Genomic DNA, 18,832 nt, shown 5'->3' with positions numbered 1-18,832 from the left:
TCATTTTTGCCTGAAAATAGAGCCATGAACGACATCAATACCGCCTTCCTCAAACCGCAATCCATGCCAGACATACAGTCTTCGCATGACGAGCGCGCTTTACCAATTGAGCAGGTGGGGATTCGGGGATTACGTCATCCATTGAATATTCGCACTCAGACGGGTGTAATGCCAGCGGTTGGCCATTTTGAAATGGATGTAGCTTTGCCTGCGCATGTGAAGGGCACTCACATGTCTCGCTTCATTGCACTCTTGCAAAAACACAATGAGCCTATTGATAGTGCATCCGTTGTTGTCATGGTGCGTGAGATGCTGCCCCTGCTCAATGCCACTGAAGGTCGCATTCAATTTACCTACACCCACTTCGTAAAAAAAGCCGCGCCTGTATCTGGTGTTGAAAGCTTGATGGATTACGAAGTGACTTGGACTGCAAGAGCAAAACAAAATGCATCTGGTGCAATTGATATTGAGTTAAATCTGCGCGCTCTAGTTCCGGTGATGAGCCTATGCCCTTGCTCTAAAGAGATTTCGGAGTATGGTGCGCACAATCAACGCTCACACGTGACCATGTCAGTAGAGCTGGATTCGCAAACCAAGATGACGGTAGAAGATTTGGTTGCAGCCGCTGAGAGCCAAGCATCCAGTGAGTTGTGGGGCTTACTCAAGCGACCTGATGAGAAGTGGGTTACCGAGCGCGCTTATGACAATCCGAAGTTTGTGGAAGACTTAGTGCGCGATGTAGCGGGCCAGCTTAAAGGTGATCAGCGTATTTTGTCTTTAGTGGTTGAGGCTGAGAACTTTGAGTCGATTCATAACCATAGCGCCTACGCCAAAATTAGTCTGACTAAGTAATAAACCCCGCAATAATCTAAGTAAGATTATTGCTCGCCAAATCCCAGCGGGGTTTGATATCAAAAGCGCCTGAAGTTGTAGAGCCGTTATTTTCTGCCAACATGCGCAGTGCTCCAGCAAAAGCAATCATGACACCGTTATCGGTACATAGATTGACCGGTGGGTAGTGCACTTCGAAGCGATTCTTCTTGGCACTGGCATTCAGTGCCGCGCGTAATTGCAAATTGGCACCCACACCACCTGCTAGTACTAAGTGTTTACAGCCGGTTTGTCTGAGTGCTTTCTCTGATTTGCTCACTAGTACCGCAACTAAGGCATCGACAAAGCTTCGTGCGAGATCCGCATGAAAAGTGGCTATCTCATCAGAATCAGTAATTCCCAGCGCCTCAAATTTTTTCACCTGGTTCAGAACCGCTGTTTTAAGTCCAGAGAAAGAAAAGTCCAAATCCCCTGAGTGCAGCATTGGCCTTGGCAAATCAAATCTTCCGGATTGCCCTTTTTCTGCCAATTTGGAGATGGCGGCACCGCCTGGGTAGTCCAAGCCTAATAATTTGGCTGTTTTATCAAAGGCTTCACCCGCAGCGTCGTCCAGGGTTTCACCCAGAAGTTGGTACTTACCAACTCCGCTCACCAGCATGAGCTGGGTATGTCCACCTGAGACTAGGAGGGCGATAAAAGGAAATTCCGGTACAGAACCCCCCAAAAGTGGTGAAAGCAGGTGCCCTTCGAGGTGGTGCACCCCAATCGAGGGTAAATTGAGCCCCTGAGCTAGGGATTTGGCAAAAGCACTGCCCACGAGCAGAGCGCCAGCTAATCCAGGGCCCTGGGTATAGGCGATGGCATCAATATCCCTTAATTTAAGCCCAGCCTCATGCAAAGTGTCATCCAGAAGGGGTAAAACCCGTCTGATGTGGTCTCTGGAGGCCAATTCTGGAACAACGCCGCCATAGTCTCGATGCATAGCAATTTGGGAGTGCAGTGCCTGTCCTAGGATGCCCTGATGGGCTGGGGCATGGTTTTCCCAGGAGGTAGTGTCATAAAGGGCTACCCCGGTCTCATCGCAAGAAGTTTCTATGCCTAAAACAATCATTTTTTTGCTTGGTCGTGCTAGAATCGCATTTCAGTTAATTTATCGATATTTTTCGAGCATATACGAGTTAAACAAGTATGACTACAGTCCGCCTCCGTGAGAACGAACCTTTTGAAGTGGCATTGCGCCGTTTCAAGCGCACCATTGAAAAGAATGGCCTTTTGACAGACTTGCGTGCCCGCGAGTTCTACGAGAAGCCAACGGCTGAGCGTAAGCGTAAAAAGGCGGCTGCTGCTAAACGCCATTACAAGCGTATTCGCAGCCAGATGTTGCCTAAAAAGCTTTACTAATCGAATTTAAAAGCTCTCCTCACCGAGAGGCTTTGAAACCCGCTGACGGTGAAACGCAGCGGGTTTTTGCTTTTGAGTCGCCAGCAATTTATGAGATATTTAATACCGGGAAAAATGCCATGAGTCTAAAAGATCAAATTACTGAAGATATGAAAAACGCGATGCGTGCAAAAGAAGTAGCGCGCCTTGGAACTATTCGTCTTCTATTGGCCGCCATCAAGCAGCGCGAAGTGGATGATCGCATTGTGATGGATGATGCCAGTGTCATCGCCACCATCGAGAAGATGATTAAGCAGCGCAAAGACTCCATCTCTCAATTTGAAAAAGCCAATCGTGATGATTTAGTAGCGATCGAAGCAGCTGAGATGGTCATTCTGCAAGATTACTTACCCGCACAGTTGTCTGATGCTGAAGTAGAGGCGGCTGTGGCTGCAGCAGTTGCATCGACTGGTGCTGCTGGTCCACAGGATATGGGCAAAGTGATTGGCATTCTCAAAGGTCAATTGGCTGGTAAAGCCGATATGGGCAAAGTTTCTGGTTTAGTAAAAGCGGCGCTGGCTAAGTAAGTTAATCAGCTAAGCCTCATCCCATACTGATGGCTCTCATACCCCAATCCTTCATCGCCGATTTATTAAATCGGGTTGACATCGTGGATGTGGTTGGGCAGCACGTGAAGTTAAAAAAAGCGGGCGCGAACTTTCAAGGTTTGTGCCCCTTTCATTCTGAGAAATCTCCTTCATTTTCAGTATCACCTACCAAGCAGTTCTATCACTGCTTTGGTTGTGGAGCGCACGGCTCTGCCATTAGTTTTCTGATGGAGTACTCCGGTCTTGGTTATGTCGATGCCATTGAGGACTTAGCTCGTTCTGCAGGATTGGACGTACCGCGTGAAGAGCGAACTGCAAATGATGTTGCCCGCCAACAGCAGACTATGGCGTTAAGTGAAGTGATGAGTGCTGCTGCCGATTGGTATCGCCAACAACTCAAAGTAGCACCGCGTGCAGTGGAATATTTGAAGGGGCGCGGCCTTACCGGTGAGATCGCTAAGCGTTATGCCTTGGGTTATGCGCCTGATGGTTGGCAGGGTCTTGAAGCAGTCTTTGGCACTTATGCCAATGATGAAGTGGCAAAGACTTTGCTTGAAGGTGGTTTACTCATTCAGAGTGAGCAGACTGACAATAACCAAACTGCCAGACGCTACGATCGCTTTCGTGATCGCATCATGTTTCCGATTCGTAATCCTAAGGGTCAGACTATTGGCTTTGGTGGACGCATCTTGGATCAAGGTGAGCCCAAGTATTTAAATTCTCCAGAAACACCACTGTTCTCTAAAGGCAATACGCTGTACGGATTATTCGAGGCAAGGCAAGCTATCCGCTCGCAAGAATATGTTTTGGTGTGCGAGGGCTATATGGATGTTGTGGCACTTGCGCAATTAGGCTTTCCGAATGCTGTAGCCACATTAGGTACAGCTTGTACTGCAAACCACGTACGCATGTTGTTGCGCCAAACTGATCGTATTGTGTTTTCCTTTGATGGTGACTCTGCTGGACAACGTGCGGCGCAACGTGCCTTAGAAGCATGCCTCCCATTAATGTCAGATGACAAAGAAATACGTTTCTTATTTTTGCCGACAGAGCATGATCCCGATAGTTATGTCCGTGCCTATGGTGCGCCTGCCTTTGAAAAAGTCATCAAAGAAGCCATGTCGATTTCCAGTTTCTTCTTTAAGATTGCAAGTCAAGATCATGAGCTGACAACGCCTGAAGGAAGGGCGCAAACGCATCATGCAGCAAAACCGATGTTGCTATCCATGCCGCCAATCGCTCTGCGTACGCAAATCTTGCGTGAGCTTGCTATCCGTACGAATTCAACACCTGCAGAGTTAGAGTCTTTCTGTGGATTGACGATAGTGCCTGCACCAGTGCAGCAAGGTTCATATGCAACAACGAATCAACGCGCACCCAACTTTGTGCAAGCTAATAGCGGCAACCGAACCCAGGGCGCGCCTTGGCAGGCTTCTAAGGTTTCAGCTAAAAGAGCGCCTGTAATCAATATCCCACCTCCGCAAGCTCCTACCGATTTGGCTGAGCAAATGTTGCGCGTCTTGATTCAGTTTCCGCATTTAGGAAAAGCACTCGATGCTAACAAGAGGGCGCTTGCTTTACAGGCTTCCGAGCTGCGCTCAGAAAAAGCATTAGAGCTCATGAAGGATTTATTGACTCAGTGTGATCAGGTTGAATTGATTCCCGGTGAAAACGGTAAGCCACCAGCGGTAGGTGCTGGGGCTTTTGCTTTATTCCAAGAGCAGCTATCTCGCAGCGAGTTGGCACCGCTCTATGAAGTCTTAAGAAAGCGGGTAATGGGCTCGGATTTAGAGATTGAAGGAGCGATGGCAGATTTAGATGGGGCTTTCAAAAAACTGGAGCTGACCCATCTGAAAACAGAAATGACAGAAATCGCCCAAAAGATTGCCGGAAGCACTGCTACAGAGCAAGATCGGGCTCGATACCGCGAACTGGGCGAAAGACTGAAATTCTCCTAAGCATTTTCTGATTTAAGCCCAGAAAACCCGAAATTTACCCCATATTTTGAGTGCAGATCGGGGTAAAAAAGTCACAATCGACTATAATCCTCTATTCCCAGAAAAAAACCGATTTAATTCAGCCACTTGCGCTTTATTTTGAAGAAATTTGGGGCAAGTGGACTTAGTGGCTGCGCCTATGCAGTCGAGAACAATCATCAGTAACGTGAGTAAGTGCTAATAAATGCCTAATACCAAGAAAAAACCAGCAGCTAAATCAACTAAGCCAGCTAAGCCAGCAGCAAAAGCCAAAGCACCAACCAAGCCAGCGGCAAAAGCCAAGGCACCTGCTAAACCAGTAGCCAAAGCCAAAGCACCAGCAAAAGCATCAGCTAAGCCAGTAGCGAAAGTCAAAGCAACAGCCAAGCCAGTGGCAAAAGCTAAAGCGCCTGCTAAACCAGTAGCCAAAGCTAAAGCACTAGTAAAAACATCAGCCAAGCCAGCAGCAAAAGCTAAGGCGCTAGCTAAACCAGTAGCTAAAGCTAAGGCACCAACAAAAGTAGTAGCTAAGCTAGTGAAGGCCCCCGCTAAAGCGGTAAAAGCTGCAGTAAAGACCATCGCTAAACCAGTAGCAAAAGTGGAAGCACCTAAAAAAGGTAAAGTCGCCACTCCTAAGGTTGAGTTAAAGCCTGCTAAGGCAGCTAAAGCTTCTAAGGAAGTTCCGGAAGCCAAAGAAGTCAAAGGTAAAAAAGCAAAAGCAGTTGAGACTGAGATTGTTGCGACTGAAGAGGTAAAAAAAGGTCGTAAACCCAAAGCGGATGCTCCTGCGGAAGGTGCTGAGCCAGTTCTGACTGATCGTCAAAAAGCGCGCGAGCGTAAGGCAAAAGAAAAAGCACTCTTAAAAGAATTCGCAGCACAACAGTTAGGCTCTGAAGAGCAGCAAGAACTACGTCGTACCCGTCTAAAGACATTGATCAAAATGGGTAAGTCCAAGGGTTACTTAACTCATGGCGAAATGAATGACGTGATGTCTGATGAGTTGTCAGATGCCGATGCATTAGAAACATTGATCAGCCTCTTAAACGACATCAACATTACTGTGTATGAGCAGGCTCCAGATGCTGAGACGCTCCTCCTCAATGAAAATGCTTCAGCAACCACTTCCGAAGAAGAGGCTGAAGAAGAGGCTGAAGCTGCTTTAGCTACTGTTGACTCAGAGTTCGGCCGTACAACCGATCCAGTGCGTATGTATATGCGCGAGATGGGTACTGTCGATTTGCTGACTCGCGAAGGCGAGATCGTGATCGCGAAGAAGATTGAAGCAGGCCTTAAAGATATGGTGATGGCTTTGGCTGCTTGCCCTGTCACCATTGGCGAGATCTTGGCTAACGTAGACAAGATTGCTAGTGGCGAGATGGAGATTGATCAGTTTGTAGATGGATTGGTTGATCCTAATGCTGAAGATATTAAGCTTGGACCTGAAGAGCCAGAGATTGACCCAGATGCTGAAGAGGGCGACGATGAAGGCGGTGAAGATGAAGGCGGCGGCGGTGGTGCAGCTACAGCTAACGCTAAGCAACTCGAGGAGTTAAAGCAGATCTCTCTAGAGAAGTTTGCAATTGTGCGCACCCAGTCTGACAAGATGCGTCGTGCTTTTGATAAAGAGGGCTATAACTGTCCAGCGTATATCAAGGCGCAAGAAGCTATTCGTGGCGAGTTGCTTGGTTTCCGCTTGACTGCAAAAAGTGTTGAGAAATTATGTGACACCATGCGTTCACAAGTGGACCAAGTTTGGAAGCTCGAGCGTGGCATTGTGAGCTTGTTGGTAGATAAAGTTGGTGTTAATCGTAGCGAAGTATTAAAAGACTTCCCGAAAATGTCGATGAATCTAGAGTGGGTAACTAAGCTCCTCAAAGAAAACAAGCCATACACCGCATTGCTGCAACGTAACGTCCCAGCGATTCAGGAATTACAGCAGAAGTTGATCGACATTCAGACGCGTGTTGTATTGCCACTCCCAGAATTAAAAGAAGTAAACAAGCAGATGATTGCTGGTGAGAAGCGTGCGCGTGAAGCGAAACGTGAGATGACGGTTGCCAACTTACGTTTGGTAATCTCGATTGCTAAGAAATACACTAACCGTGGTTTGCAGTTCTTGGACTTGATTCAGGAAGGTAATATCGGTTTGATGAAGGCGGTAGATAAGTTTGAATACCGTCGTGGTTATAAGTTCTCTACTTATGCGACTTGGTGGATTCGTCAGGCGATTACCCGTTCTATTGCTGACCAGGCACGTACGATCCGTATCCCAGTTCATATGATTGAGACGATCAACAAGATGAACCGTATTAGCCGTCAAATCTTGCAAGAGACTGGTCATGAGCCAGATGCTGCAACCTTGGCTCTCAAGATGGAAATTCCTGAGGACAAGATTCGTAAGATTATGAAGATTGCTAAAGAGCCAATCTCCATGGAAACACCAATTGGTGACGATGCGGACTCAAACTTGGGTGACTTCATTGAAGATAGCAATACTTTGGCACCAGCTGAAGCAGCTTTGCATGACTCGATGCGCGATGTAGTGAAGGACGTTCTAGATTCATTAACACCACGCGAAGCAAAAGTATTGCGTATGCGCTTTGGTGTTGAGATGAGCACAGACCATACTCTCGAAGAAGTGGGTAAGCAGTTTGATGTGACACGTGAGCGTATTCGTCAGATTGAAGCTAAGGCCTTGAGAAAAATGCGTCATCCAAGCCGTAGCGACAAACTCAAGACCTTCCTCGAAGAGGATTGATCCAAAGACTAACGGGCCTATAGCTCAGTTGGTTAGAGCAGAGGACTCATAATCCTTTGGTCCCAGGTTCAAGTCCTGGTGGGCCCACCAGAAATGAAAATACCAGTCTTCGGGCTGGTATTTTTTTTCATTTCTTTTGATTCTATTTTGAGGTTAAATATATAAATGCCTATAAATCACACCACTTTTGAAGCTCTGTTAAAAGAAAAGGGATTTCCTGCGGCTGTGTTGGTTGAGCGTGATGCTGGTGAGCTAGGTCCGCATCGCCATGATTTTGAGCCCATGGCTCTTGTTCTCGATGGGGAAATAGAGATCGAGATTAATGGAAAAACGACTGTCTATCGATCTGGGGATGTCTTTCATTTAGAGCCGAATCAATTACATTCTGAGCGTTATGGCGTGAAAGGTGTGCGCTACTTGGCCAGCCGTAAAGAATAAAGTGATTGGATTAATTGCTATAAGCTAGCCTTCAGTTTATAGGGCTGAATTATTTTTTTATGACACACTTTTCGGTCCTATTTGTTAGATTAATAATCTAATATCCTAGAACCTAGATTCAGGTCTTGGTGGACTCACCAGAAATATCAACGACTTAGGGGAAAATTCCTAGGTCGTTTTTTATTTGCGCTTAGGTTGACAGTTTTTATTCAGAAACTCGACTAACAGGGCAGAGGATGGAGATAGTGCGGAGCCTGCATTGGTAGCTAACAAGAGATTTCGTGCCGACCAAGGATCCCTGATTTTTATGGCAGCAAGATCCATAGCCTGCAAGTGAGCGGAGCAAGCTTGAATCGGCATCACTCCGATTCCTAAATTGGCAGAGATCATTTTGCACATCGCATCATAACTACGTACCTGAATACGCAGGCGCATCCGTTCCCCCAACTTTTCTGCATGCCTTGACGTGAGTTCCAGCAAGGCGCTACCGCGATTTAGGCCAACAAAGTCATATTGAAGACAATCTTTAAACGAAACGATCTTATTTTTATTTTTGTGGAGCGGGTGATCTTTACTGCATGCAATCACAAGTTCATCACCGCCTATAACTACAGTGTCTAGGCCGGTGACCGGTGTCCCCTCGGCAAATACGCCAATATCTGCAATACCATCAACCAACGCTTTGACGATATCGCTACTGAGTTGCTCCTCAACCTCAACCTGGATTTGGGGGTGCTGTAATAAAAAAGAGGCAAGTGCTGAGGGTAGAAATTCAGAGAGTGCAGACATATTGGCCCAAAGTCGCACATGCCCTTTAATCCCCTTTGAGTAGTCGCCGATCTCATTGCTGAATTGCTCGAAGCCTTGGAACAGCCGTAATGCATGTTGCATAACGGTATGACCAGCTTGCGTCAGGGTCACACCTTTTGCGGAGCGCTCCAATAAAATAAGACCCACGGTTTCTTCTAGTTCAGACATGCGCCGGCTAGCTGCCGAGAGAGCTAAGCTGCATTCTTGAGCGCCTTTGGTAATGCTTTGCGCTTTTGCAACAGCACAAAAGAGCTTGAGGGTGACAAAATCGACTCTGCCGGGATTGATTGGATTGTGCATGAAGCTATTCTAGCTAAGCCTTCGCAAAATGAGAAGGCTTGTGCTGTATAAAGCAATTCACAAAAGCCTTAAACCGACATAAAGTAAGACAACCAAATTATCTTAAGAATGACCATGGAGCCTTTAGCAAATCTCAAAGTAATTGAAATGGGTCAGCTCATTGCTGGGCCTTTTGCTGCAAAAACATTGGCCGATTTTGGTGCGGATGTTATTAAGATCGAGGCACCAATTGTTGGAGATGCCCTGCGCAAATGGCGCTTGCTAAAAGACGGTACATCGGTTTGGTGGCAGGTTCAGTCGCGTAATAAGCGTTCACTCTCATTGGACTTGAAACTCTTTGAAGCGCAGGAGATTGTCAGGAGTCTGATAAAGGAGGCGGATATTCTGATTGAGAATTTTCGTCCAGGCACCTTGGAGTCTTGGGGTCTAGACCCTCAGGATTTGCTGCTGATCAATCCCAAATTAATCGTGCTGCGCATTAGTGGTTATGGGCAGACAGGTCCTTACCGTGATAAGCCTGGATTTGGCGTAGTAGCTGAAGCAATGGGTGGTTTACGACATTTAACTGCTGAGCTTGGGAGAACTCCAGTACGAGTCGGTGTCAGCATTGGAGATACTCTCGCCGCACTGCATGGTGTTATTGGAATACTGCTCGCATTACAGGAGCGGCACACCAGTGGCAAAGGACAAGTCATCGATATTGCACTGTATGAGGCGGTGTTTAATTGCATGGAGAGTTTATTACCAGAATACAGTGCGTTTGGTGAAGTCCGCCAAGCAGCTGGCAGTGCATTACCTGGTATCGCGCCATCCAATGCATACCAGTGCCAGGATGGAAAATACGTTTTGATTGCAGGCAATGGCGATAGTATTTTCAAGCGCCTCATGAAACTCATAGGACGAGAAGATTTGGCTGAAGATGCAGAATTCGCCAGTAATGATGGGCGAGTGAAGCGGGTTGATGAGTTGGATCAGGCAATCGGCGTTTGGGCCAGTCAGATTTCGGTAGAACAGGCTCTTGAAGCACTGGATCATGCCAGTGTTCCTGCCGGAAAGATATTTACGATTGAAGATATTGCCAAGGATCCGCACTACCACGCCCGCGGAATGATCGAAACAATTTACTTGAAGGATGGCAGTGCACTTCAGGTTCCTGGCATTATTCCAAAGCTATCAAGAACCCCGGGCTCGATGAAATCGTTAGCACCCGAGGTGGGGGAGCAAACTGATCAAATCTTGCAGGAGATTGGACTTACTAGCCAGCAGATTGCCGCTTTAAAAGATAAAGGTATTGCATTTACACACTGAGATGAATATGAATCGAATTTACTTTAATGAAGTTGCCACGCGGGATGGTTTTCAGATTGAGCCAAACTTTATTCCAACCGATCAAAAAATTGAATTGATCGACGCCTTAAGTCAATGTGGTTATGCAAAGGTAGAGGTCACCTCATTTACATCGCCCAAAGCAATTCCGATGCTGAAAGATGCTGAAGAAGTGATGAGCCGAATTCAGCGCAATCCCAAAGTGGAGTATTCGGTTTTGGTGCCTAATTTACGGGGCGCACAGCGCGCCTTAGATTCAAAAGCAGATGAGCTGAATTTAGTCATGTCAACTTCAGAAACCCATAATCGCAGTAATTTACGGATGGGGCGTGAAGAGAGTTTCTCAGCTTTGCGTGAGGTTATTGAATTCATCAACGGCCGAATCCCAATCAACGTTTCTTTATCAACTGCATTTGGTTGCCCGATGGAAGGGGACGTTCCCCAAGATGTTGTTATGAATTATGTAAGTCGTTTTGATAACTTAGGCGTTCGTGGTGTGACCATTTGTGACACGACGGGTATGGCTCAGCCTGTGCAGGTGAAAAAAATGATCGACGTCCTCCACAATCAATTCAAACACCTGCAGCTCACCATGCATTTTCATAATACGAGGGGCATGGGATTAGCGAACATACTAGCTTCGGTAGAGTCTGGAATTACCCGATTTGACGGCTCATTGGGAGGTTTAGGGGGCTGTCCTTATGCCCCTGGAGCTAGTGGTAACGTATGCAGTGAAGACGCCATTCACATGGTGGATGCGATGGGATATGACACAGGTATTCAATTAGATGCACTGCTGTCGATTGCAAAAGGACTCCCCCGGATTGTGGGGCATGATATTCCTGGTCAAGTCGCTAAAGCCGGGCGCATTCATGATCTGCATCCAGAGCCGCCATGCCAATAGGGAGAGCGATATGATTGATCACTTAGACCACCTGGTTTTAACAACCGCAAAAGAAGCGGCCTGCATTGATTTTTACACCCGGGTACTCGGTATGCAGCTCGAGTCTTTTATTGGCGGAACGCCGCCGGTTGAACGCAAAGCCTTTCGTTTTGGTAATCAAAAGATTAATCTACACATCAAAGGGAAAGAGTTTGAGCCCAAGGCCGATATTCCAACGCCGGGATCCTTGGATTTATGTTTTATTGCTGACCGACCACTGAATGAAGTAATGGCCAAGTTAAATCAAGTGCAGTGGCCCATTATTGAGGGGCCAGTCATTCGGACAGGCGCAACTCAAAAAATCAATTCCGTTTACGTACGCGATCCCGATCAGAATTTGATTGAGATTTCCGAGCTAACTACTTAAGGACTAAATACCATGCTCAAAAATATCAAATTAATTGCAACCAGCCTCATCTGTATTTTCTTTGCATCCGCTGGTGTACAGGCTCAAAGCTGGCCTAATAAGCCAATCACCTTAGTTGTGCCAACAGCGCCGGGAGGAACAACCGATTTTTCTGCGCGGCTGGTGGCGGAATCCATGAGTAAGACATTAGGTGTCCCGGTACTAGTTGACAATAAACCCGGAGGATCCGGCAATATTGGAAATCAATTCGTTGCCCGATCCAAGCCCGATGGCTATACCTTGCTCGTGAGTTACAGCGGATACCATGTTGGAAATCCCCATTTATTTAAGCAGGCGGGCTGGGACCCGATTCGTGATTTTGCTCCAGTAGGGATGATGACGGTAGCTCCGCAGGTGATTGCAATTAACCCTAAGTTACCAATTAATAATTTGAAGGAACTGATTTCGTATGCAAAGAAGAATCCTGGTAAGCTGAATTACGCCTCTTCGGGATCTGGATCCATTCAACACATTGCAGGTGAACTCTTTAAACAACAAACAGGAACATTCATTACCCATATTCCTTATCGCGGATCGGGCCCTGCAGTTCAAGATTTAATAGGTGGGCAGGTTGATATGTTTATTACAACTCCAGCTGGCGTTGTCAGTCAAATTCAAGCGGGAAGCTTGCGTGGTTTAGCCGTAACTGGAAAGAAGCGCCTTGGCGCTTTGCCACAGATGCCAACAACAGATGAGGCTGGCTTGCCAAATTATGAATTAGATTCATGGTTTGCCATGTTTGCGCCTGCAGGCACTAATCCAGAGATCATCCAAAAACTGAATCTAGCACTGGGATCGGCTTTGAACTCGCCAGAAGCCAGAACTAGAGCGGACGGCGCTGGAACAACTATTCAAACAATGACGCCTGCAGAGCTGGGTGACTTCACACGCAAGGAGTTGGATCGCTGGGGTAAAGTGATTCAAACTTCTAAAATGACAATTGATTAAAGCAGGACTCATAACCAGAGAACCTAAATAGGACCTAAAACTCACAAAAAGCTAGCTTTTGAGACTAAAGGTTAGGTTTAATCATTTGAGCGTTACTTTAAGTAACGCTTGGAGGGTCAAAAAGTGTGTAGGCAAAATTGCACAGTTTTAATGGCAGCCCCATAGATAAATCGGTTTGAAATTAGAGTTATGAGGTGTTTATAGATTTTGGTGAATTATTATGAGTCTGTGTGCTGAACGGATTTTTTTGGATCGGAATATACAGTGTCATAGTGCATGTCTTTTGCATGAATTTCATTCTTACAGAAGTCGCACATTACTAAAGGTGTGAAGTCATGCCCACATTTTTGATGGCTCAATATGATTGGAGGACCATCTTTGGATAGCCACTTATCCCCCCATGCAAGCATGGCCATAAAACTAGAAAATATTGCTCGACCTTTTGGTGTCAATCGATATTCAAAGCGCTCTGGATTGCTTTGATACTGAACTTTTTGAAACATACCTTCATTTAAAAAGTGATTAAGTCGGTTAGCTAAGGTGTTGGGTGCAATTCCCAGCTTAGCTTGGATTTGATCAAATCGCCTCACCTTGAAGAATGCCTCCCTAAGCACCATGAAGCCCCACTGATCCCCAATAGTTCGTAATGCCCTAGCAACCGAGCTTGGTCTTCTTCTTTCAATCAATAAAGGGTCAGCGGACTTACGAAGTTTAGGTCCCGGATACGCGGACTCAAGTCCAAATCCTGGCCCATTTCTATAGGTAACTTCTGAGGCAGTAATTTCTTGTCTGCAATGGGGGCACCCTACAAACGGGTGGGATTCGTGATTACATATTTTATGTTTTAACTTTAGGGGTTGTTTTGGAGATGCATCAATCCACTTATCTCCATATGACATTAGCGCAATCATCACTTTATATAAATCAATACCTTGTTTCGTAAGTCTATATTCAAGTCGTTTTTTACTTGGGTCGGATGTTGTCTTTCTCAGGATATTTTCAGCAACCAACGTATTCAATCTTGCCGTTAGAGTTCCGCGAGGAATATTTAAGATTTCTTGAAAATCTTGAAAGCGGCGTACGCCAAAGTAACATTCTCTTAGAATCATAAAAGACCAGCCATCACCAATTATGTTGACTGTTCTTCTGACGGAGCATGCCTCCGCCATGATTGGTTCAATGTTTTCTGCGAGTTTGTTCACTATGAGTGATATTTTCTACTATTTTTTAAATATGGCCGTAATTTCACCAACAACGCCTCGACGAAAAGCCAAGACACAAACAACAAAGATAAATCCAGTTGCAATAGTGCTCCAAGATCCAATATTGGCTAAATAGTTTTGCAAGCCGACCACAATGCCGGCGCCAACCACTGGACCAAGAATGGTTCCCATGCCGCCCAATAAGGTCATCAAAACAACTTCGCCTGACATATGCCAGTGAACATCGGTCAACGTTGCTAACTGGAATACTAAAGACTTCATCGACCCTGCCAAACCAGAGAGGGCGGCTGAAATCACGAAAGACATTAACTTAAAACGGTCAACGTCGTAACCCAAAGAAACTGCACGCGGTTCATTCTCACGAATAGCTTTTAAAACCTGGCCAAAAGGAGAATGCACAGTACGAACGATCAGCGCAAATCCAAGCAAGAAAATAGCCAAAACAAAGTAATACATGCTGACGTCATCTTTTAAATCAATCAAGCCAAACAGCATGCCACGTGGCACCCCTTGAATGCCGTCCTCGCCACCAGTGAATGGAAGTTGTACCGCCAAAAAGTAAACCATTTGGGAAAGCGCCAATGTCACCATCGCAAAATAAATGCCTTGACGACGAATTGCTAAGGAGCCAATCAAAAATCCTAAAATGCCAGAGCCCAAGACGCCCAAGACAACTCCCAACTCAGGGGATAGGCCGGCTTCTTTACAAAAATACGCAGTAATGTAGGCGGCGGTTCCAAAGAAGGCGGCGTGGCCAAAAGAAAGAAGACCAGTAAAGCCTAGTAACAAATTAAAGGCGCAAGCAAAAAGGGCGAAGCACAACACCTTCATTGCAAACACTAAATAGATAAAGTCCTGAAAGGGCAGCAGCAGGGCAATTAAAACCAAAATGCCATAAAGCAATTTTATTTTTAAACTCACTTATTTCTCCCGGCCGAAAAGTCCAGCAGGGCGAATGAGCAACACAATTGCCATGATCACAAAAATAACCACGCCAGATGCTTCTGGATAAAACACTTTAGTTAAGCCCTCAATCAAACCTAAAGCGAGGCCAGTCAAGATAGAACCCATGATGGAGCCCATGCCACCAATCACGACAACTGCAAAAACTACAATGATGAGGTTCGAACCCATCAGTGGGTTGACTTGAAAAATAGGTGCGGCCAGAACACCAGCAAAACCAGCCAAACCAACACCATAGGCATAAGCCAAAGAAATCATCAAAGGGACGTTGATGCCGAACGCCTGAAGTAGTTTTGGATTTTCAGTTCCAGCGCGAAGATAAGAACCCAACTTCGTTCTCTCAATGACATACCAGGTGGAGAAACAAACCACCAAAGAGGCAATCACTACCCACAAACGATATTTGGGCAAAATAATGCCAATCGACTCTAATGGAATAACGCCTTGTAATAGTTCAGGTGCCGGATAACTCTCGCCAGAAATTCCGTACCAATGGCGGAACATGCCCTCAATAATCAAAGCCAATCCAAAAGTTAATAGCAGGCCATAAAGGTGATCAAGGTGATATAGGCGTTTGAGCATTGTGCGCTCAAGAATTAAACCAAAGCCTGCCATTACCAAAGGCACCAAAATTAATGCAAACCAATAATTAATTGAGAAATCAGGAAATCCAAACCATTGGCCAACTTGAGTCAAACCAATCCACGCAATAAAAGCTCCCATGGTGTACTGAGCACCATGCGAAAAATTAATGATGTTGAGTAAGCCAAAGATAATAGCTAGGCCCAAACTCAAAATGGCATAGAAAGAGCCATTAATAAGCCCCACTAAGAGCTGAGCAGCCAGCCCTTGTGGGGTAATTCCAAGAAGTTCAAACATATAAATTAGACCCCTAAGTATTCATTTAGCAATACTGTTTTTGCTGCTAACTCGTTTTTCTTAACTACTTCAACAATCTTGCCATGCTCAACAACATAATGTCGATCTGCTAGAGGTGCTGCAAAGCGAAAATTTTGCTCAACCAGAACAATCGTAAACCCGCGATTTTTGAGTTTTGTGACCACTTTCCCAAGCCTTTGGACAATTACAGGAGCCAAGCCTTCGGTGATCTCATCTAGCAAAAGCAGTTTTGCGCCGGTTCTTAAAATCCGCGCCATCGCTAACATTTGCTGCTCACCCCCAGAGAGGCGTGTGCCAGGGCTATGGCGCCTTTCATATAGATTTGGAAACATCTCGTAAATTTCATCTAAGTTCATCCCGCCATCTGCTATTTCTGGGGGCAACAAAAGATTTTCTTCAGCACTTAAGCTTGCAAAAATTCCTCGCTCTTCTGGACAGTAGCCAACTCCTAGGCATGTAATTTTATGAGATGGAAGTGCGATAGTGTCGGAGCCATAAATATTTACTACTCCAGTACGGTGATCAGTAAGGCCGAGAATTGATTTAAGTGTAGTGCTGCGTCCTGCACCGTTTCTACCAAGAAGGGTAACGACTTCACCATCATCAACAGTAAAGTCAATTCCGTGCAGTATATGAGATTCTCCGTACCATGACTGTAGATTCTTTACCTCCAGTGCCTTTGTGCTCATACTGTCACCTCTGTGTGACTGCCCATATAAGCTTCAATTACAGCCGGATTATTAGATACTTCTTTGTATGGACCTTCTGCCAATATGGATCCACGTTGCAATACAGTAATTCGATCAGCAATTGAAGCAATAACATTCATATTGTGTTCAACCATCAAAATCGTACGTCCTTTTGCAACACGGTCAATTAATTCAGTTACACGCTCTACATCCTCATGACCCATACCTTGTGTGGGCTCATCTAGTAGCATAAGTTCGGGCTCCATAGCCAGAGTTGTTGCAATCTCGAGCGCTCTTTTTCTACCATATGCTAAGTTCAATGTTTCTTCATTGGTAAATTTTTCCAGCCCTACTTCAACCAATAGTTCTTCTGCGCGTTCATTGAGAACATTTAAAGATGACTCAGGTTTCCAGAAGTGAAACTCAGTCCCTAGTCCACGTTGCAAGGCTACACGTACATTTTCTAAGACTGTTAAGTGGGGGAAGACAGCGGAGATCTGGAATGATCTGATTACACCTCTTCTTGCGATTTGAGCGGGCTTCTCATTGGTAATATCAAGTCCATTGAAAAATATTTTTCCCGATGATGGGCTTAAAAATTTCGTCAACAAATTAAAGCATGTGGTTTTTCCTGCGCCATTAGGACCAATTAGAGCGTGAATACTCCCTCGTTCTACCGATAGGTTGACATTATCTACTGCAGTAAATCCTTTGAATGATTTAGTCAGCTCTTGAGTATTGAGAATTACATCATGTGAATTCACGGCGTCACCACTTTATTAAAAAAGAAGCCCCCTTAAGGAGGCTTCGTTAGACATGATTCTTATTATTTCTTTACCAAGTAGCAGGAACTTTCACTAAGTGGGCGGAATGCTTGTGCTGCAGGAATTGTTTCTTTGATTGAGAGGTAATCCCATGCGTATTTGGATTCAGCAGGAGTCTTGACTTGATAAACATACATATCATGGACCATACGACCATCTTCACGAATACGTCCATTGGTAGCGAAGAAGTCATTAATAGGTGTTGACTTCATCTTTGCCATTACTGCACCAGTTTCATCTGTACCTGCGGCCTGAATCGCTTTTAAATAATGCATAGTTGAAGAGTAGTCACCAGCATCACCCATATGTGGCATACGCTTCATGCGATCTTGGAATCGTTTAGACCATGCACGAGTCTCAGGGGTTCTATCCCAGTAAAATGCTGTAGTCATGATCAAGCCTTGTGCTTGTTTTAAACCTAGCGCATGAACATCGGTATCCCAAACTAATAGTCCTGCTAAGGTTTGGCCGCCTCTGGTTATTCCGAATTCTTGGGAGGATTTAACAGCGTTAATAAAACTTTGACCTGAGCCAGCCATTGCAACTACTTTTGCCTTTGAGGCCTGTGCTCTTAAGAGGAAGGATGAATGATCTGCAGTATCCATTGGGTAGCGTGTAGAACCAACTACCGTTCCTCCTAATGCTTTAATGCTAGCTGTGGCGTCGCCCTCAAGTGCGTGACCAAATGCATAGTCAGCAGTTAAAAAATACCAAGTATCTAAATTCTTCTCTTTGATTAAGTATTTTGTTGTACCAGTAGCTAACGCATAAGTATCGTATGCGTAATGAATGCTAACGGGAGTACATCCTTCATTGGTGATCTTAGAGCTACCCGAACCATTAATAATTGCTATTTTATTTTTATCTTTTGCAACGTTAGTTACGGAAAGTGCGACCCCTGAGTTTATTAGACCGGCAATCATATCAATGCCTTTGTCGTACCACTCCCGCGCTTTTGCGGCTCCAATATCAGGTTTATTTTGATGGTCAGCAAATATCACTTCAATTGGCTTCCCCAGAACCTTCCCGCCAAAATCTTCAACCGCCATCTTTACCGCTGCAACTGAGCCTTCACCAGCTTCATGTGAGAATTGACCTGTCATATCAGTAAGTACGCCGATACGAATTACGTCATTTGACGCTTGAGCGAAAGCAGGTGGAGCTACCATGGCGGATGACATTGCTAGGATGCTGATCGATGCAATTAACTTTTTCTTAAACATTTAAAAACTCCTTGTCTCTAGGTGCACTTATGGTTGGTCTTGCTACAGATTGAATACTAGTAATATAAGTTCATTAAGACAAGTATAAATTTTTAAGCAATAAATCTATTTCTAAGGTTAAATTAAAAATAAGTTCTTTATAAACAATAAGTTAAACACTTTTATAAGTGTTTATACCTAATTTTGAAAAAATATTTTTAATATAATATTGTTATATGGTCTAATAATAATAGTTACTTTAGGGTTAATTTAGTCCCTCTTTTAGGCTGTCAAATAGAGGTCTTAA

The 18,832-nt window shown here is 45.1% G+C and carries 19 protein-coding genes and 1 tRNA gene; 11 read left to right on the top strand and 9 right to left on the bottom strand.

What is annotated here, in order from left to right; genetic code table 11:
* The first annotated feature begins 24 nt into the window (after positions 1–24).
* Positions 25–852 carry a GTP cyclohydrolase FolE2 gene (gene folE2 / locus CL55_RS08570; protein WP_046330709.1) on the top strand — a complete coding sequence of 276 codons (828 nt, stop codon included), beginning with the start codon at positions 25–27 and terminating at the stop codon, positions 850–852.
* Positions 853–868: 16 nt separating this feature from the next.
* Here folE2 and tsaD read toward each other — a convergent pair whose 3' ends face one another.
* Positions 869–1,942 carry a tRNA (adenosine(37)-N6)-threonylcarbamoyltransferase complex transferase subunit TsaD gene (gene tsaD, locus CL55_RS08565; protein WP_046330708.1) on the bottom strand — a complete coding sequence of 358 codons (1,074 nt, stop codon included), beginning with the start codon at positions 1,940–1,942 and terminating at the stop codon, positions 869–871.
* Between the two features lie 77 nt (positions 1,943–2,019).
* On the opposite strand from tsaD, the gene rpsU reads away from it, so the two are divergent.
* The 3 genes from rpsU (at position 2,020) to dnaG (ending at position 4,777) form a co-directional block, all read left to right on the top strand.
* Entirely contained in the window at positions 2,020–2,232 is a 213-nt protein-coding gene (rpsU, locus tag CL55_RS08560; protein WP_011903537.1) for a 30S ribosomal protein S21, read from the top strand.
* 119 nt (positions 2,233–2,351) lie between these two features.
* Positions 2,352–2,798 (top strand): GatB/YqeY domain-containing protein, encoded by a 447-nt coding sequence (locus tag CL55_RS08555; protein ID WP_046331274.1) that lies wholly within the window; start codon positions 2,352–2,354, stop codon positions 2,796–2,798.
* A 29-nt stretch (positions 2,799–2,827) separates the two neighbouring features.
* Entirely contained in the window at positions 2,828–4,777 is a 1,950-nt protein-coding gene (gene dnaG, locus CL55_RS08550; RefSeq protein WP_046330707.1) for a DNA primase, read from the top strand.
* Positions 4,778–4,993: 216 nt separating this feature from the next.
* Here the strand turns inward: dnaG and CL55_RS10800 are convergent, their stop codons facing one another.
* Positions 4,994–5,425 (bottom strand): hypothetical protein, encoded by a 432-nt coding sequence (locus CL55_RS10800; protein WP_237150492.1) that lies wholly within the window; start codon positions 5,423–5,425, stop codon positions 4,994–4,996.
* Here CL55_RS10800 and rpoD point away from each other — a divergent pair.
* From rpoD to CL55_RS08535, 3 genes are all read left to right on the top strand, one after another.
* Complete coding sequence (gene rpoD / locus CL55_RS08545; RefSeq protein WP_237150491.1) at positions 5,394–7,553, top strand: RNA polymerase sigma factor RpoD; 2,160 nt, start codon at positions 5,394–5,396, stop codon at positions 7,551–7,553. The two genes, CL55_RS10800 and rpoD, sit on opposite strands and share 32 nt — an antisense overlap.
* A gap of 13 nt (positions 7,554–7,566) precedes the next feature.
* A tRNA-Ile gene (locus CL55_RS08540) sits at positions 7,567–7,643 on the top strand.
* Positions 7,644–7,718: 75 nt separating this feature from the next.
* Positions 7,719–7,991: a cupin domain-containing protein gene (locus CL55_RS08535; RefSeq protein ID WP_052728812.1), complete on the top strand. Its 273-nt coding sequence runs from the start codon at positions 7,719–7,721 to the stop codon at positions 7,989–7,991.
* 180 nt (positions 7,992–8,171) lie between these two features.
* On the opposite strand, the gene CL55_RS08530 is transcribed toward CL55_RS08535, so the two are convergent.
* Positions 8,172–9,101, bottom strand: coding sequence for a LysR family transcriptional regulator (locus CL55_RS08530; protein ID WP_046330705.1), 930 nt, complete (start codon positions 9,099–9,101; stop codon positions 8,172–8,174).
* A gap of 114 nt (positions 9,102–9,215) precedes the next feature.
* Between CL55_RS08530 and CL55_RS08525 the strand changes: the two genes are divergently transcribed.
* Genes CL55_RS08525 through CL55_RS08510 form a run of 4 tightly spaced genes read left to right on the top strand, consistent with a single transcriptional unit; the run spans position 9,216 to position 12,724 of the window.
* Positions 9,216–10,409 carry a CaiB/BaiF CoA transferase family protein gene (locus CL55_RS08525; protein ID WP_046330704.1) on the top strand — a complete coding sequence of 398 codons (1,194 nt, stop codon included), beginning with the start codon at positions 9,216–9,218 and terminating at the stop codon, positions 10,407–10,409.
* Positions 10,410–10,416: 7 nt separating this feature from the next.
* Complete coding sequence (locus CL55_RS08520) at positions 10,417–11,331, top strand: hydroxymethylglutaryl-CoA lyase (protein ID WP_046331272.1); 915 nt, start codon at positions 10,417–10,419, stop codon at positions 11,329–11,331.
* 10 nt (positions 11,332–11,341) lie between these two features.
* Positions 11,342–11,737, top strand: a complete 396-nt coding sequence (locus CL55_RS08515) for a VOC family protein (RefSeq protein WP_046330703.1) — start codon at positions 11,342–11,344, stop codon at positions 11,735–11,737.
* Between the two features lie 12 nt (positions 11,738–11,749).
* A complete protein-coding gene (locus tag CL55_RS08510; protein ID WP_046330702.1) occupies positions 11,750–12,724 on the top strand; it encodes a Bug family tripartite tricarboxylate transporter substrate binding protein in 975 nt (324 codons plus the stop codon).
* 218 nt (positions 12,725–12,942) lie between these two features.
* Here CL55_RS08510 and CL55_RS08505 read toward each other — a convergent pair whose 3' ends face one another.
* The 6 genes from CL55_RS08505 to CL55_RS08480 form a co-directional block, all read right to left on the bottom strand.
* The gene (locus tag CL55_RS08505; protein WP_046330701.1) at positions 12,943–13,893 is read right to left on the bottom strand and encodes a winged helix-turn-helix transcriptional regulator; all 951 of its coding nucleotides are present in this window, start codon (positions 13,891–13,893) and stop codon (positions 12,943–12,945) included.
* A 51-nt stretch (positions 13,894–13,944) separates the two neighbouring features.
* Positions 13,945–14,868, bottom strand: a complete 924-nt coding sequence (locus CL55_RS08500; RefSeq protein ID WP_046330700.1) for a branched-chain amino acid ABC transporter permease — start codon at positions 14,866–14,868, stop codon at positions 13,945–13,947.
* A complete protein-coding gene (locus CL55_RS08495) occupies positions 14,869–15,789 on the bottom strand; it encodes a branched-chain amino acid ABC transporter permease (RefSeq protein WP_046329347.1) in 921 nt (306 codons plus the stop codon).
* 5 nt (positions 15,790–15,794) lie between these two features.
* Entirely contained in the window at positions 15,795–16,499 is a 705-nt protein-coding gene (locus CL55_RS08490; RefSeq protein ID WP_046330699.1) for an ABC transporter ATP-binding protein, read from the bottom strand.
* The gene (locus tag CL55_RS08485) at positions 16,496–17,263 is read right to left on the bottom strand and encodes an ABC transporter ATP-binding protein (RefSeq protein ID WP_046330698.1); all 768 of its coding nucleotides are present in this window, start codon (positions 17,261–17,263) and stop codon (positions 16,496–16,498) included. The genes CL55_RS08490 and CL55_RS08485 overlap by 4 nt, the downstream gene beginning before the upstream one ends.
* A 62-nt stretch (positions 17,264–17,325) precedes the next feature.
* The gene (locus tag CL55_RS08480; protein ID WP_046330697.1) at positions 17,326–18,546 is read right to left on the bottom strand and encodes an ABC transporter substrate-binding protein; all 1,221 of its coding nucleotides are present in this window, start codon (positions 18,544–18,546) and stop codon (positions 17,326–17,328) included.
* Between the last annotated feature and the right edge of the window lie 286 nt (positions 18,547–18,832).

Source organism: Polynucleobacter duraquae, assembly GCF_000973625.1.
Lineage (GTDB): Bacteria > Pseudomonadota > Gammaproteobacteria > Burkholderiales > Burkholderiaceae > Polynucleobacter > Polynucleobacter duraquae.
This window is presented reverse-complemented; position numbering and strand designations above follow the sequence as displayed.

Coding starts and splice junctions, on each gene's coding strand:
- CL55_RS08530 (WP_046330705.1), bottom strand. CDS start 9,101: ATGCACAATCCAATCAATCCCGGCAGAGTCGATTTTGTCACCCTCAAG.
- CL55_RS08520 (WP_046331272.1), top strand. CDS start 10,417: ATGAATCGAATTTACTTTAATGAAGTTGCCACGCGGGATGGTTTTCAG.
- CL55_RS08535 (WP_052728812.1), top strand. CDS start 7,719: ATGCCTATAAATCACACCACTTTTGAAGCTCTGTTAAAAGAAAAGGGA.
- CL55_RS08480 (WP_046330697.1), bottom strand. CDS start 18,546: ATGTTTAAGAAAAAGTTAATTGCATCGATCAGCATCCTAGCAATGTCA.
- tsaD (WP_046330708.1), bottom strand. CDS start 1,942: ATGATTGTTTTAGGCATAGAAACTTCTTGCGATGAGACCGGGGTAGCC.
- folE2 (WP_046330709.1), top strand. CDS start 25: ATGAACGACATCAATACCGCCTTCCTCAAACCGCAATCCATGCCAGAC.
- dnaG (WP_046330707.1), top strand. CDS start 2,828: ATGGCTCTCATACCCCAATCCTTCATCGCCGATTTATTAAATCGGGTT.
- CL55_RS08505 (WP_046330701.1), bottom strand. CDS start 13,893: ATGGCGGAGGCATGCTCCGTCAGAAGAACAGTCAACATAATTGGTGAT.
- rpsU (WP_011903537.1), top strand. CDS start 2,020: ATGACTACAGTCCGCCTCCGTGAGAACGAACCTTTTGAAGTGGCATTG.
- CL55_RS08555 (WP_046331274.1), top strand. CDS start 2,352: ATGAGTCTAAAAGATCAAATTACTGAAGATATGAAAAACGCGATGCGT.
- CL55_RS08515 (WP_046330703.1), top strand. CDS start 11,342: ATGATTGATCACTTAGACCACCTGGTTTTAACAACCGCAAAAGAAGCG.
- CL55_RS08490 (WP_046330699.1), bottom strand. CDS start 16,499: ATGAGCACAAAGGCACTGGAGGTAAAGAATCTACAGTCATGGTACGGA.
- CL55_RS08495 (WP_046329347.1), bottom strand. CDS start 15,789: ATGTTTGAACTTCTTGGAATTACCCCACAAGGGCTGGCTGCTCAGCTC.
- CL55_RS08525 (WP_046330704.1), top strand. CDS start 9,216: ATGGAGCCTTTAGCAAATCTCAAAGTAATTGAAATGGGTCAGCTCATT.
- CL55_RS08510 (WP_046330702.1), top strand. CDS start 11,750: ATGCTCAAAAATATCAAATTAATTGCAACCAGCCTCATCTGTATTTTC.